Genomic DNA, 15,451 nt, shown 5'->3' on the forward strand with positions numbered 1-15,451 from the left:
TATTAGTATTGCTTATCGTTTTCAAATTTTATAAGCTTGACTTATGGATAATCTGGATTACCGCGCGCTGGCCGTGCTCGATGCCGTGGTCAGCCAGGGCAGCTTCGAAAAGGCCGCCATGGCGCTGGGCATCAGCCAGTCCGCCGTATCCCAGCGCATCAAGGCGCTGGAGGATGCGGCCGGCCGGCTGCTGATCGTGCGCGGCCAGCCGGCCGTGCCGACCGGGCTGGGGCAGCGGCTGGTGTCCCATCACCGCAACGTCAAGCTGATGGAGGCGGCGCTCGATATCGACCTGGGCAACCAGGTCAGCATGCCGGAAATCGCGCTGGCGGTGGACGCGGCCAGCATGGCGACCTGGTTCCCGCTGAGCCTGCAACCGCTGCTGTCGCCGCCGCGCTGCCAGCTGAACGTGCAGCAGGCAACGACCGAGATGGCCTTGCACCTGGTGCGCGAGGGCAGCGTGTTCGCTTGCGTGGCGGCCGGGCCGTCCGAGGCGCAGGCCAACGGGCCGCAGGTGACGCCGCTGGGCCGCATGCGCTACGTGTGCGTGGCCACCAGGGCGTTTGCCGGGCATTGGTTCGGCGACGGCTTTTCGCCCGAGGCGGCGCGGCTGGCGCCGGCCGTGGTCTGCGACCGCGACATGATGTCCGGCTTCCTGCAGGCGGCGCTGGCGTTGCGCGGCCCGTATCCGCAGCACACGCTGCCGCTGTCGGCGGCGGCCAGCGAGTGCGTGTTCGGCGGCCTGGCCTATGGCTTGCTGCCGTGGCCGCTGGTGTCGGCGGCGCTCAACGATGAGCGCCTGGTCGATCTGGCGCCGGGGCAGTTTGTCGACGTGCCGCTGAACTGGCATGCGTGGAACCTGGACACGCCGTTCACCCGCGCGCTGTCCGAGCACATCATCGCCACCGCCAGGCGCCACCTGCTGCCCTGACGTCGCGCCGTTCGGCGCCCGGCCTCAGATGTCGAGCGGATCGACTTCCAGCGACCATTTGACGCGGCTTTTCATCTCGCGCAGCACCTGCATCCACGCCTTGAGGAAAGCCTGCAACGCCGGCCGTGACGGCGACTCCACCAGCAACTGCGCGCGGTCGACGTTATGCACGCGCGTCATGGTCATCGGAATCGGATCGTTAATCGTGATGCCCGGATGTTGCATGCAGTCGCGCGCCATGCTCAGGAACTCGATCGCCGTCGCCAGCTCGCGCGCCTCCGCCCGCAGCAGCGCCTGGAACAGATACGGCGGCAACGCCGCCTGCTCGCGCTCCTCCAGCAAGGCCGACGCGAAGTGATCGTAATCGTGGTGCACCACCGCCCCGTACAACGGGTGCTGCGGGTAGCGCGTCTGGATCAGCACCTCGCTCGGAATGCCGGCCCGTCCGGCGCGGCCGGCCACCTGCATCAGCTGCGCAAACAGCCGTTCGCTGGCGCGGTAGTCCTGCGAAAACAGCGCCGTATCGGGGTTCATGATGCCCACCAGCGTCAGCCGCTTGAAGTCGTGCCCCTTGGCGACCATCTGCGTGCCGACCAGGATATCCACCTCGCCCCGGTGCACGGTATCGAAAGCCTGCTGCGCGCTGCCCTTCCTGCGCGTCGAATCGGCGTCGATGCGCAGCACGCGCGCCTCCGGGAACATGGCCTGCAAGCCTTCCTCCACGCGCTGCGTGCCGCGTCCCAGCGGCTGCAGGTCGACGTCGCCACAGGTCGGGCAGTGGCGCGGGATGCGCATCTCCAGGCTGCAATGGTGACAGCGCAGCCGGTGTTCGGGACGATGCAGCACCATGAACGAGGTGCAGCGCGTGCACTCGCTGACCCAGCCGCACGACTCGCAGCTGATCACCGGCGCATAGCCACGCCGGTTGAGGAACAGCAGCGACTGCTCGCCGCGCTCGATGCGCTGGCGGATCGCCGCCACCAGCTGCGCGGTCAGGCCGTCCTTCGGCTTGTCGCGCTCCATGTCGATCAGCTTCACCTGCGGCAGCACGGCGTTCTGCACCGCGCGTTCGCGCAGTTCCAGCTTGCGGTAGCGGCCCGACTGCGCGTGGTGCCAGGTTTCCAGCGACGGCGTGGCCGAGCCCAGCACGATCGGAATCTGCAATTGCCAGGCGCGCCACACGGCCAGGTCGCGCGCCGAGTAGCGCAAGCCTTCCTGCTGCTTGTACGACGGATCGTGCTCCTCGTCGATGACGATCAGCTTCAGCTGCGGCAGCGACGACAGGATCGCCAGCCGCGTCCCCAGCACGATGCGCGCCTTGCCCTGGTGCGCGGCCAGCCAGTGCAGCATGCGCTCGCCCTCGGACAGGCTGCTGTGCAAGGTCGCCAGCATCACCCCGGGGAAGCGCGCGCGGATATTGCCTTCGAGCTGGGGCGTGAGGTTAATCTCGGGCACCAGGATCAGGATCTGCCCTTGCGGCTCGCGCGCCAGCACTTGCGCACAGGCTTGCAGGTAGACTTCGGTCTTGCCGCTGCCGGTCACGCCGTACAGCAGCGCCGGCGTGAAGCCCTGGGCGCCGCCGATAAAGTCCGCCGCCTGCTGCTGCTGCGGGTTCAGCGCCGGCATATTGGCCGGCGTGGCGTCGTGCCGGTCTTCCAGCTTGGCCAGCTTTTTCAGCGCCCGGTCGAGCGCCACCGTGGTCAGCACGCGCAGGTTCTTCGGCAGGCCCGGCAGCGCCACCTCGCCCAGCGGACGCTGATAGTAATCGGCGGCAAAGCCGGCCAGCGCCAGCCACTTCTGCGACAGCGGGGACAGCTGGCTGCGCACCGCCAGCGCGTCTTTCAACTTATCCGCCGGCACCGCGGTGTCATCGGCCACGCCGACGATCAGGCCCACCACCTCGCGCCGCGCAAACGGCACCAGCGCCAGCTGGCCGATGTGCGGCCGTTCGGCCTCCTCACATTGCCAGCGGTAATCAAAAACCGCGTTGAGCGGCGTATCAATGGCGATTTGCAGGTAGCACGGGCGTGGATTATTCATGCTGCAACCTGCAAATTTATCGATGCTGTATGTATCCACAGTTTCTGTGGATAACTTTGTGGACAATGGAATCTTAATCCCCGGAAAGCTGTGACATCCAAGTTGGTATCGTCGAAAACCGGCCGAAAATTCAAAATTTTTTCTCTTTAAAATCAGTTACTTGGAAAACTCTTCCTAGAGGGCCGAAATTCCACGTCGCTCGGCTCCGGCTGTGCATAAGTGAAGTATTTAGGCGGCTTTTTGCCTGCAAATCAAGCGTTTTTTTGCCGGATTTGACGATGTTGCGCAGCACAAGCGTACCAAATTTTATGCTTATGCTCACACCAAGCTTTGCGACTTGATAACATCGTTGGCAAGCCTGACATTTTTGCCTAAAAATCGTGCAACGCAGCATAATCCTAATGCAAAACAGCAACATTAAGGCTAAGTCACGGTTTACTAAGTCATTTTATTTCTTGTCCACAGTTTTTGTGGATAACTTTGTGGAAAATGAAGAAATAAAGCCGATCACGCCTGACCGCGGGGTTTACGACTGCCCCGGCACGCCCCTCTGAGCCGACAAAATTTACATTAAAAATCAATGGCTTGCAATACGCCCAAGGGCTAGCCAAAAGCCGCTGCCTATTATTTCCGCAGCAGAAAAAATTGTGCATAAGTCGGGTTGAATGGTCCGTTAGCACCAATGAAAAAGGGCACGTCCCCGAGGAGACGTGCCCCTTGTTCAACACCGTACTCAGGACGCGCGCTGCGCCTTGCTATAGCTGTGCACCGCTTCCACCATGGCCGCCACATTCTCCGGCGGCGTGAACTGCGAAATGCCGTGGCCCAGGTTGAACACGTGGCCGCTGCCATCGGCGTCCGGCTTGCCGAACGCGTCCAGCACCTTGTGGACTTCGGCGGTGATCTGTTGCGGGCTGGCGAACAGGATGGCCGGGTCGAGGTTGCCCTGCAGCGCAACCTTGTGGCCGACCAGCGCGCGCGCCTTGGCCAGGTTGGCGGTCCAGTCCAGGCCCACGGCATCGGCGCCGCTGTCGGCGATCTGCTCGATCCAGTGGCCGCCGCCCTTGGTGAAGACGATGGCCGGGATTTTCACGCCGTCTTTTTCGCGCTTCAGCAGCGACACCACCTGGCGCATGTATTTGAGCGAAAACTCCTGGTAGGCGCCATCGGCCAGCGCGCCGCCCCACGAGTCGAAGATCATCACCGCTTGCGCGCCGGCGTCGATCTGGGCGTTCAGGTACTCGGCCACCGACTGGGCGTTGACTTCCAGTATGCGGTGCATCAGGTCCGGGCGGTTGTACAGCATCTTCTTGATGGTGTGGAACTCGCGCGAGCCTTCGCCTTCCACCATGTAGCAGGCCAGCGTCCACGGGCTGCCGGAGAAGCCGATCAGCGGCACGCGGCCATTGAGCTCGGTGCGGATCTGGGTCACGGCCTTGAACACATAGTCCAGCGAGCCTGGCTCCGGCTGGCGCAGCGCCAGCACGTCGGCTTCGGTTTTCAGCGGACGCTCGAATTTCGGGCCTTCGCCTTCGACGAAGTGCAGCCCCAGGCCCATCGCGTCCGGCACCGTCAGGATGTCGGAGAACAGGATGGCGGCGTCCAGCGGGAAGCGCTCCAGCGGCTGGATCGTGACTTCGGTGGCGTAGTCCGGATTGGTGGCCAGGCCCATGAAGGAACCGGCTTGGGCGCGCGTGGCGCGGTATTCCGGCAGATATCTTCCGGCCTGGCGCATCAGCCACACGGGCGTGTAGTCGGTGGGCTGGCGCAGCAACGCGCGCAGGAAGGTGTCGTTCTTGAGCGGAGCAAATTGTGGCATGGAAGGCAATGTAGGGACGTTCAAAGCGGCTATTATCGCATCCCACGTCGCTTTTCCGCTTTTAAGCAATGTCCGCAGCGGGGGCTCCCCGGTACAATGCTGCGCATGGACCTTTCTGGAGCTGCCTTATGACCTCTTCCGTACCTGTCACCATCGCGCCCTATGGCGCCTGGCCGTCGACCATCAGCGCCGCGCGCGTGGCGGCGGGGGCGACGCCGCTGTCGTCGCTGCTGCTGGGCGGGGCCGATGACAGCGATATCTTCTGGCTGGCCGGGCGGGCGGCGGAGGCGGGGCGCAACACGCTGCTGCGCTATCACGGCGCGGCCACCGGCGAGCTGACGGCGGCGCCGTTCAATGTGCGCTCGCGCGTGCATGAATACGGCGGTGGGGCGTATGCGGTGGATGGCGAGACGGTGTATTTCACGCATTTCAAGGACAATCTCGTCTACCGCCTGGCGCCGGGCGGCGCGCCGGTGGCAATCACGCAGGCCGGCAAGCAGCGCTTCGCCGATTTTGCCGTCGACCGCAGGCGCAACCGCCTGATCGCCGTGCGCGAGCTGCACGGTGATGACGAGCACGCACAAGCAAGCAACACCATCTGCGCGATCAGCCTCGGCGCGACGGCGGATGCCCGCGGCGGCGCGGCAGCGGACGGCGAGGCGGACGGCGCGGGCAGGGAGACGGTGCTGGTGCAGGGCGCGGACTTTTATTCGTCGCCGCGCGTATCGCCGGACGGCCGTTCGCTGACCTGGCTGAGCTGGGACCATCCGCGCATGCCATGGCAAGGCACCACGCTCTGGCTGGCCGATTTCAACGACGATGGCTCGCTGTCAACGCCAACACGCATCGCCGGCGGCGACGAGGAATCGATCTGCCAGCCCGAATGGTCGCCCGACAACCTGCTGCACTTCGTCTCCGACCGCAGCGGCTGGTGGAACCTCTACCGTCTGTGCGCAGACCGCCAGCGCATCGAAGGCCTGTGCCCGATGGAAGCCGAATTCGCCTCCCCGCACTGGACCTTCGGCAACAGCATGTACGGCTTCCGCTCGGCCAGCGAAATCATCTGCACCTACATCGACAAGGGCGTCAGCCGCCTGGCGCGCCTGCTGCCCGCCAGCGGCAAGCTGGAAGCGATCGCCAATCCCTATGAAGAAATCCGCGAGCTGCGCGTCGGTCATGGCTACATCGCCATGCTGGCCGGCGGGCCGGCGATCCCGCTGGAACTGGCGCGCATCGACTTTACCGAGGAGGGCGTCGAAATCCTCGCCCAGTCGATCGAAGACCTGCCGGACGAAGCCGACCTGTCCATCCCGGCCAGCATCAGCTACCCGAGCGCCAACGGCCGCACCGCGCACGCCTTCTACTACCCGCCGCGCAACAAGGACGTGCAGGCGCCCGCAGGCAGCAAGCCGCCGGTCATCACCATCAGCCACGGCGGCCCGACCGGCATGACGGTCAACACGCTGAACCTGAAGATCCAGTACTGGACCAGCCGCGGCTTCGGCGTGCTCGATGTGAACTACGGCGGCAGCACCGGTTTCGGCCGCGCCTACCGCGACCTGCTCAAGGGCCAATGGGGCGTGGTCGACGTTGAAGACTGCGTGGCCGGCGCCCAGGCGCTGGTGGCGCGCGGCCTGGCCGACGGCGAGCGCCTGATCATCCGTGGCGGCAGCGCCGGCGGCCTGACCACGCTGTGCGCGCTGACCTTCCACGACGTCTTCAAGGCCGGCGCCAGCTACTACGGTGTCTCCGACCTGAAAGGCCTGGACCAGGACTCGCACAAGTTCGAGTCGCACTACAACGAATACCTGATCGCGCCGAAAGCCCAGGCGGACGCCATCTACGCCCAGCGCTCGCCGATCAACCACACCGACAAGCTGTCGCGGCCGATGATCTTCTTCCAGGGCCTGGACGACAAGGTGGTGCCGCCGCAGCAATCGCAGATGATGGTCGACGCGCTGAAAAAGCGCGGCATCCCGGTCGAATACGTCGAGCTGGAAGGCGAGGGCCACGGCTTCCGCAAGGCCGAAAACATCATCCGCACGCTGGAAGCGGAACTGCACTTCTACCAAAACATCTTTAAGCTGAACCACGCATGACCGATCCCAAGCTGCTCGCGGAATTCGACGCGCTGCCGTTCAATGAAAAAATGATCCTCGCGCTGCTTGCCCTGATCGGCGAGCCGACCGGGCGCACGCAGATTCTCGATCACCTGAAACATGCGCGCATCGAGAGGGATAACGACGGCAACCTGTACACCGTCGCCACGCTGGACGACTCGATGTCCAGGCTGGAACGGCTGGCCTTCATCAGCGTGGTGACGGGGCGCGGCTTTATCTGCAATCCGAAACTGCGCTGGCCGGCGATCCGTTCCGCCATCGGCACCCACGCGATGGAAGACCTGTGCGCGGCTTACGCCGAACTGGTGCCGCTGCGCCAGACCTGGAACAGCATGGAGCCGCGCAGCTACCGCGCCGGCATGGCGCGCCTGCGCATGGGCCTTCTGCGCGGCCATGGTCCGCAACAGATCCAGCAGGTGCTGGCGTTCTGCCTGGGCAGCTACGAGGCGGCGCAGCTGCATCCTATCGTCGACATCTTCGGCCGCCCGTTCGAGCCGGGCATGATCATGCTGGTCAACCCGCTGCTGCAGGACGACGTGCTGGCGGTGCTGCAGCAGCACGCGCAGCACGAACCGGCCAGCGCGCCGGCCATCCGCGAATACTGCGAGATGCACCTGCAGCGCCGCCACGGCGACGTCAACGCCGAACTGCGCGTGGCGATGGCCGAAGACGCGCTGCTGTGCGGCCGCCTCGACGACGCCAAGCGCTACCTCGAACGCACGGCCGGCGCGCAAAGCCAGTACCTGGCCAGCGTGATCGTGCTGCTGCGCGGCGCCGCCAGCGCCGCCATCACCGGCTTCGACGCCGCGCTGAAGACGCTGCGCCGCGACAGCGGCAAGCGCAAGCAGCTGTTCACCGGTATGGGCCAGCACCTGTACCTGCTGGCGGCGCTGCGCAGCGGCGACACGCGCCACCTGAAGGCCGCCGACAGCTACCTGGAAATCGCCGTCAGGCTGCCGAAGAACCACGACAGCCCGGTGCACCAGCAGATCGACATGCTGCGCCAGATCCGCGCCGGCATCATGCCGGTGGAGGCGGTGTCGAAACTGCCGTGGGAACCGGCGCTGCTCACGCAGATGTTCCAGTACCTGCTGTACTTCTGGCTGTCGCTGCCGGAACTGCAGCAGCGCAAGGAGCAGCTGCAGGAACTGGTACAACAGGCCGAGCGCCATGGCTATATGTTCATCGCCGGCCAGGCCGCCGCGCTGCTCGGCCAGATGGGCGATGCGCAAATGCAGACGCACGCCCAGGCGCTGCGCTCGCGCTACGGCTTCCCCGACCTGAGCACCTGGTTCGAGCGGCAGGAAGGCTGGCAGCGCCAGCTGACCGCGCTGATCAACCTGCACCAGCCATCGGCCGCCGAAGCGGCCGGCAGCTCGCGCCTGGTGTGGCTGCTGACCTACGATCCGCGCCACGGCCTGACCGACATCACGCCGGTGGAACAGAAGCGCGATGGGCGCGGCCTGTGGAGCAAGGGCCGCGCCGTGGGCCTGAAGCGGCTGCGCTTCGAGTCGGAGCAGTTCAACTTCCTGACGCCGCAGGACATCCGGGCGTCGGAGGCGATCTCCGTCGCGCATCGCGGCTACCAGTCCTCCGGCCTGGCCTACGAAATCGATCCGCAGCGCGCCGCGCCGGTGCTGGTTGGCCACCCGCTGCTGTTCTGGTCCGACCTGCCGGACATGCGCGTGGAAATGCTGGCCGGCGAGCCGGAACTGCTGGTCAAGCGTAGTCCCGGCAACCTGGAACTGCGCCTGCAACCGGCGATCCCGGACGATAACTCGGCGGTGGTCATCAGCAAGGAGACGCCGACCCGCCTGCGCGTGGTGAACATCCTCGAAGAACACCGCAAGATCGCCGCCATCGTCGGCGATGCGCTCAATGTGCCGGCGCATGCCGAGGAACAGGTGCTGTCGGCGATCAGCGCCATCTCGTCGCTGGTGACGGTGCAGTCGGACATCGGCGGCGCCGCGCCGGACATGGAACAGATGGCGGCCGACACGCGCCTGCACCTGCACCTGCTGCCCTACCAGCATGGCCTGAAGATGCAGATCCTGGTGCGCCCGCTGGTCAACGGCGCCTACTACAAGCCGGGCGACGGCGCCGACAGCGTGATCGCCGACATCGGCGGCAAGCCGGTGCAGGCGCGCCGCAAGCTGATCGACGAGCGCGATGCGGAGCGCGACCTGATCGCCAGATGCCCGGTGCTGGAATCGGCCGAACAGGAACACGGCGAGTGGCTGCTGGGCCAACCGGCGCTGTGCCTGCAACTGCTGGTGGAGTTGCAGGAGCTGGACCCGGCCAGCATCGTCATCGCCTGGCCGGAGGGCGAGAGCTTCCGCGTGACCAGCAAGGTGGAAACCAAGCAGCTGCGCCTTGCCATCAAGAGCAACAAGGACTGGTTTGCCGCCAGCGGCGGGCTGCAGGTCGACGAGGGCAAGGTCATCGACCTGCGCACGCTGCTGGAGATGATGGAAAAGAGCCACGGCCGCTTCGTCGAACTGGGCGAAAACCGCTACATGGCGCTGACCGAGGAACTGTATCGCCGCCTGCAGGAAGTGACTGCGTATGGCGAAATCACCGCCGACGGCGTGCGCCTGCATCCGCTGGCGTCGTTCGCGCTGGAGGAACTGGCCGACGATGTCGGCGGCCTCAAATCCGACAAGCTGTGGAAAGAGCATCTGGCGCGCATGCAGGAGCAGACCGTGTTCGAGCCGCAGCTGCCAAGCACGCTGCAGGCGGAGCTGCGCGACTACCAGCTGGAAGGCTATAACTGGCTGGCGCGCCTCGCGCACTGGGGCGTGGGCGCCTGCCTGGCCGACGACATGGGCCTGGGCAAGACCCTGCAGGCACTGGCGCTGATGCTGTCGCGCGCACCCAAAGGCCCGACGCTGGTGATCGCGCCAACCTCGGTGTGCATGAACTGGATGAGCGAAGCGGCGCGTTTCGCGCCGACGCTGAACATGCAGCTGTTCGGCCCCGGCGACCGCGCGCAGCAACTGAGCAATCTGCACGGCTATGACGTGGTGGTGACCAGCTACGGCCTGCTGCAACTGGAGGCCGCGCTGTTCGCCAAAGTCCACTGGAACACCATCGTGCTGGACGAGGCGCAGGCGATCAAGAACGCCGCCACCAAGCGCTCGGCGGCGGTGATGGCGCTGAAGGGCGACTTCCGCATGGCGGTCACCGGCACGCCGCTGGAGAATCACCTCGGCGAGCTGTGGAACCTGTTCCGCTTCATCAATCCGGGCCTGCTGGGCAGCATCGAGCAGTTCAACCTGCGCTTCGCCGCGCCGATCGAGAAACCGCAGGACCACCGCGCGGAACTGGGCGCGCGCAAGCGATTGCGCCGCCTGATCCAGCCCTTCATCCTGCGCCGCACCAAGTCGCAGGTGCTGACCGAACTGCCGTCGCGCACCGAGATCACGCTGGAAGTCGACCTGTCGGCCGACGAAACGGCGCTGTACGAGTCGCTGCGCCGCGCCGCGCTGGAAAACCTGGAGAAGGTCGAAGGGCCGGCCGAGAAGAAGTCGATCCAGATCCTGGCCGAGATCATGAAGCTGCGCCGCGCCTGCTGCAATCCGAACCTGATCGCGCCGGAGTTGCAACTGGCCAGCAGCAAGCTGGCGGCCTTCGCGCACCTGCTGGAAGGCCTGCTGGAGAACAAGCACAAGGTGCTGGTGTTCAGCCAGTTCGTCGACCACCTGGCGCTGATCCGCGCGCACCTCGACGAGCAGGGCGTCAGCTACCAGTACCTCGACGGCTCGACCGCGATGGCCGACCGCAAGAAGCGCGTCGACGCCTTCCAGGCCGGCGACGGCGATGTGTTCCTGATCTCGCTGAAGGCGGGCGGCGTCGGCATCAACCTGACCGCGGCCGATTACGTGATCCACATGGACCCGTGGTGGAACCCGGCGGTGGAGGACCAGGCCTCGGACCGCGCGCACCGCATGGGCCAGTTGCGCCCGGTGACCATCTACCGCCTGGTGGCGCGCCACACCATCGAGGAAGGCATCGTCGACCTGCACCAGCACAAGCGCGACCTGGCCGACAGCCTGCTCGAAGGCAGCGACGTCAGCGGCCGCATGTCGGCCGCGGAGATGTTGTCCATGCTGCAGGAGGGCCTGAAGAAGTAGGCGGAACTTCGGCTGGTGTGTACGGTCTTAACCAGAGGCGCCAGCCGGCGCCGTTCAACCGGGAGGACCCATATGAAGACCATTGCCGATGTAATGAGCCGCGACGTCACCAGCGTATCGCCTGACGATCCGATCCGCCGCGCCGCCGAATTGATGGATGACCTCGACGTCGGCGCGCTGCCGGTCACCGAGGGCCAGCGCCTGGTCGGCATGATCACCGACCGCGACATCACGATCCGCGCCACCGCCGCCGGCCTCGGCCCGGAAGACACGCAGGTGGCCGATGTGATGACCGAGGACATCTGCCACTGCTACGAGGACCAGAGCACCGACGACGTCATGCAGGACATGCGCGACATCCAGATCCGCCGCGTGCCGGTGGTCAGCCGCGACCAGCACACGCTGATCGGCATCGTCGCCCTGGCCGATATTGCCGAGACTGAAATGGACGACAGCAAGACCGCGCAGACGCTGCTGGAAATCTCCTCGCAGGTGCCGGTGGGACAGGCGCCGACCACGTTGTAAAGGCATTATCAGGAAACTAAGTTTCTTTTTACTCCATGTTTTGTCTTGTATCGGGCGCTCTCAAGCGGCCGGATTAGTGATAATCTTGCCCGCTTCAGACACAAGGCTGCACATGATGATCAAGACGAAATTCGCATTGGCTGCGCTGATGGCGGCGCTGGCCGCCGCGCCGGCAGATGCCGCCACTACCCACAACAAGGCCGCGCCGACCAAGAAGAGCAGCGGCAAGGCCGGCGCCAGCAAGGCCAAGAACACCAAGTCGGGCAAATCCGCCAAATCGACCAGGAACAAAGGCAAGGCGCCGGCCAAGGCCGCCGGCAAGGGCCGCGCCGCCGCCGCCGCGACAGTGCCGGCGCTGAAGGTGGCATCGGAACGCTGGCAGGACCGCCAGTTCGACAACCTCAGCAATCAATTCCTCAACGCGCTGTGGCGCATCGATTCGGAAAGCGCGATCTACGCCGGCAAGTACGATACCGCCGCCACGCTGACCGTGCCCAACCGCGAGGAGCAGGTCAAGGAGCTGGCTTTCATCAACGAGTGGCTGGAGCGCTTTGGCGCCATCAAGGCCGGCGGCTCGGCGTCGCGGCAGCGCACCGACCTCGGCCTGCTGATCAACAAGCTGGAGGCCGACCGCTTCCGCCTGACCACGCTGCGCGAATGGGAGTGGAATCCGGCCAGCTACAACGTGGCCGGCCCGATCGACCTGATCCTGCATACCGAATACGCGGCGCAGCCGCAGCGCCTGCGCACGCTGCTCAAGCGCATCAGCAGCATTCCGGCCTACTACGCGGCGGCGCGCGCCAACATCGTCAACCCGACGCGCGAACATACGCGCCTGGCGATCAGGCAGGCGCCGGGCGTGCAGAACCTGCTGATCGAGGTCGACAAGGCGGCCCAGGCGTCGATCCTGACGCCGGTGGAGAAGCAGCTGTACACCAGGCGCATCAACGAGGCGCTGACGGCGGTGGACAGCTATGTTGCCTTCCTGACCGAGATGGACAAGCAGATGGACACGCGCGGTCGCCGCAGCTTCCGCCTGGGCAAAGAGCTGTACGAGCAAAAGTTTGCGTATGACATCCAGTCGGCCAGCACCGCCGAGCAGACCTATCAGAAGGCGCTGGCGGCACGCGAGGAACTGCTGGCGAATATGGACAAGCTGTCCGATGAGCTGTGGGACAAGACCATGGGCGCCACCGCCAGGCCGGCCGACCGTTTCGCCAAGATCGGCATGGTGATCGACAAGCTGTCCGAGCGCCATGTGGCGCGCGAGGATTTCGTCAACGAGATCAAGCGCCAGATTCCGGTGCTGCAAGATTGGGTGATCAGCAAGAACCTGCTGACCCTGGACCCGAACAAGCCGCTGGAAGTGCGTGCGACACCGGCCTATGCGGCCGGTGTGGCGGGTGCGAGCATCGATGCGCCGGGACCGTACCGTCCGCAGGACCGCACCTACTACAACGTGACGCCGCTCGATGGCGCCACGCCTGAAGCGGCCGAGAGCAGCTTGCGCGAATACAACCACTGGATCTTGCAGATCCTGAATATCCACGAGGCGATTCCGGGCCACTACGCGCAGCTGGTATATGCCAACCGCTCGCCGTCGATCGTCAAGTCGATCTTCGGCAATGGCGCGATGGTGGAGGGCTGGGCCGTGTATGGCGAGCGCATGATGCTGGAGTCGGGCTATGGCGATAACGCGCCGGAGATGTGGCTGATGTATTCCAAGTGGAATCTGCGCAGCGTGACCAACACGATACTGGATTACAGCGTGCATGTGCTGGGCATGACCGAGGAGCAGGCGATCGATTTGCTGACGCGCCAGGCATTCCAGACGCGCAGCGAGGCGGTGGAGAAGTGGCATCGGGTGCAGGTGTCGTCGGTGCAGCTGACCAGCTACTTCAGCGGCTACAGCGAGATCATGGAATTGCGCGAGCAGCGCAAGCAGCAGTTGGGTGCGCGCTTCAACCTGAAGGAATTCCACGAGCAATTCCTCAGCTATGGCAGCGCGCCGGTGCGCGTGATCAAGGGCTTGATGGCGCAGTAGTCCTGCGCTCGCTCAAACCGATGGGCAGGTGATTCGATACGATGGAGAACGGCTGTGGCTTGGCCGTTTTCTGCTACGATCAAATCGGGGAGGTATCATGAATATGCCCATCAAATTCGACACCCTTGAGTACACCAGAAGCCTGATTGAAGCCGGCATCCCGGCGCAACAGGCTGAGGCACAGGCGCTGGCGCTGACGCAAGCGTTGGCCGAGGCCACCGTCGCGCCCAGCGAGGTGGTACTACTGCGCACCGACATGACCGCGCGCATCGAAATGCTGCGCGCCGACATCTACGCCAGACTTGAAGCGCTTGAGAAGGATTTCAATGCCAAGCTGGAAGCCCTCGAAGAACGCGTCAATGCCAAGCTGGAAGCACTCGAAGAGCGCCTCAATGCCAAGCTGGAAGCACTCGAAGAGCGCCTCAATGCCAAGCTGGAGGCACTCGAAGAGCGCTTCCATGGCAAGCTGACTACCGTATATTGGATGGTGGGAATCTCATTGACGCTGCATGCGGTGACGATCGGCATGCTGCTGAAGATACTGGAACGCCTGCCCTAGCTTAAGCTTTTTCTTCGGGGGCGGTTGAGATGCGGACGAACAGCGGCGCCACCAGCAGGCCCAGCTCAAACAGCAGGCACATCGGAATCGCCAGCGAGAACATCGACACCGCATCCGGCGGCGTCACGATCGCCGCGATCACAAACGCGCCAACGATGGCGTAAGGACGAATCTCCTTCAGCTTGGCCACACTCACCAGGCCCATGCGCACCAGGATCACCACCACCACCGGCACCTCGAACGCCGCGCCAAACGCCAGGCACATCGACATCACGAAGTCCAGGTAGTTCTCGATATCCGGCGTCACCGCGATCGACTGCGGCGAAAACTCGGCGATGAAATGAAACACCCGGCCGAACACCAGGAAATAACAGAACGCCACGCCGGCAATAAACAGACCCGACGAGGAAATCACCAGCGGCGCGATCAAGCGCTTCTCGTGCGCGTACAGGCCCGGCGCCACGAACGCCCACAGCTGGTACAGCACCCACGGCAAGGCCAGGATGATGGCGATCACCAGCGTCACCTTCATCGGCACCAGGAACGGCGACACCACGCCGGTGGCGATCATCTTCGAGCCGGCCGGCAGCGAGGCGATCATCGGCTCGGCGATGATGTCGTAGATGCGCGAAGGCCCCGGCCACAACATCAGGCCGATGCACATCACCGCAATCCCGATCGTTGCCTTGACCAGGCGGTCACGCAATTCGATCAGGTGAGAGATAAAGGTCTCTTCGCCCTGGTTAGGTGTACTCATTTAGTAGAAAGAACTGTTGGTCGGGCCGCGCGGGCGGAAACGCGCCACGCGCGCCGCGCCGGACGTCACGTGCAACTTGCCGCCGTTGCGCTGCTTGTACCAATTGGGAATGGCGGAGTTGCGCACCAGCTTCTTGCGGCGGAACTCGCGCGCCTTGCGCGCCAGGTCGTCGGTGGTGACGTGGCTGTACGACGCATACCCGGCCGAGGCCGCGCTATCGGTCGTGGACGCGCTGTCGCTCCAGCTGTTCTCCACGTCCGCCACGTTCTGCGAGATCGAGTTTTCCACCTCGGACTTGACGTTCTCGGCGGCTTCCCGCACTTCCTTCTGCAGGTTGCGCAATTCTTCCATCTCGATTTCGCGTGTGACCTCGGACTTCACGTCGTTGAGGTAACGCTGGGCGCGGCCGTACAGCGTCCCGGCCATGCGCGCCACTTTGGGCAGCTTTTCAGGACCGATGACGATCAGCGCAACCACGCCGATGACAGCCAGTTTGGTGAGACCGAGATCGATCATAAGCGCC

The 15,451-nt window shown here is 64.6% G+C and carries 10 protein-coding genes; 6 read left to right on the forward strand and 4 right to left on the reverse strand.

Annotated elements, in window-relative coordinates:
* The first annotated feature begins 43 nt into the window (after nt 1–43).
* A complete protein-coding gene (locus tag ACRQ5J_RS00935) occupies nt 44–931 on the forward strand; it encodes an ArgP/LysG family DNA-binding transcriptional regulator (RefSeq protein WP_432380731.1) in 888 nt (295 codons plus the stop codon).
* A gap of 24 nt (nt 932–955) precedes the next feature.
* Here ACRQ5J_RS00935 and ACRQ5J_RS00940 read toward each other — a convergent pair whose 3' ends face one another.
* Together ACRQ5J_RS00940 and hemE are read right to left on the reverse strand one after the other, a co-directional pair.
* Nucleotides 956–2,971, reverse strand: a complete 2,016-nt coding sequence (locus ACRQ5J_RS00940) for a primosomal protein N' (RefSeq protein WP_432380732.1) — start codon at nt 2,969–2,971, stop codon at nt 956–958.
* Nucleotides 2,972–3,704: 733 nt separating this feature from the next.
* The gene (gene hemE, locus ACRQ5J_RS00945; RefSeq protein WP_432380733.1) at nt 3,705–4,790 is read right to left on the reverse strand and encodes a uroporphyrinogen decarboxylase; all 1,086 of its coding nucleotides are present in this window, start codon (nt 4,788–4,790) and stop codon (nt 3,705–3,707) included.
* 128 nt (nt 4,791–4,918) lie between these two features.
* On the opposite strand from hemE, the gene ACRQ5J_RS00950 reads away from it, so the two are divergent.
* From ACRQ5J_RS00950 to ACRQ5J_RS00970, 5 genes are all read left to right on the forward strand, one after another.
* Nucleotides 4,919–6,889, forward strand: coding sequence for a S9 family peptidase (locus tag ACRQ5J_RS00950; protein ID WP_432380734.1), 1,971 nt, complete (start codon nt 4,919–4,921; stop codon nt 6,887–6,889).
* The gene (locus tag ACRQ5J_RS00955) at nt 6,886–11,043 is read left to right on the forward strand and encodes a DEAD/DEAH box helicase (protein WP_432380735.1); all 4,158 of its coding nucleotides are present in this window, start codon (nt 6,886–6,888) and stop codon (nt 11,041–11,043) included. Before ACRQ5J_RS00950 ends, ACRQ5J_RS00955 begins: the two co-directional genes overlap by 4 nt.
* 72 nt (nt 11,044–11,115) lie before the next feature.
* Nucleotides 11,116–11,568 (forward strand): CBS domain-containing protein, encoded by a 453-nt coding sequence (locus ACRQ5J_RS00960; protein WP_432380736.1) that lies wholly within the window; start codon nt 11,116–11,118, stop codon nt 11,566–11,568.
* A gap of 115 nt (nt 11,569–11,683) precedes the next feature.
* On the forward strand, nt 11,684–13,612 hold the full coding sequence (locus ACRQ5J_RS00965; RefSeq protein WP_432380737.1) for a DUF885 domain-containing protein: 1,929 nt from the start codon (nt 11,684–11,686) through the stop codon (nt 13,610–13,612).
* A 97-nt stretch (nt 13,613–13,709) separates the two neighbouring features.
* The gene (locus tag ACRQ5J_RS00970) at nt 13,710–14,171 is read left to right on the forward strand and encodes a hypothetical protein (protein WP_432380738.1); all 462 of its coding nucleotides are present in this window, start codon (nt 13,710–13,712) and stop codon (nt 14,169–14,171) included.
* A 1-nt stretch (nt 14,172) separates the two neighbouring features.
* Here the strand turns inward: ACRQ5J_RS00970 and tatC are convergent, their stop codons facing one another.
* Both tatC and tatB read right to left on the reverse strand, forming a co-directional pair.
* Nucleotides 14,173–14,928 (reverse strand): twin-arginine translocase subunit TatC, encoded by a 756-nt coding sequence (gene tatC, locus ACRQ5J_RS00975; protein ID WP_432380739.1) that lies wholly within the window; start codon nt 14,926–14,928, stop codon nt 14,173–14,175.
* Entirely contained in the window at nt 14,929–15,444 is a 516-nt protein-coding gene (gene tatB / locus ACRQ5J_RS00980) for a Sec-independent protein translocase protein TatB (protein ID WP_432380740.1), read from the reverse strand. It lies immediately after the preceding gene.
* Between the last annotated feature and the right edge of the window lie 7 nt (nt 15,445–15,451).

The sequence above is a fragment of the Duganella sp. P38 genome, assembly GCF_050859475.1.
Lineage (GTDB): Bacteria > Pseudomonadota > Gammaproteobacteria > Burkholderiales > Burkholderiaceae_D > Rugamonas.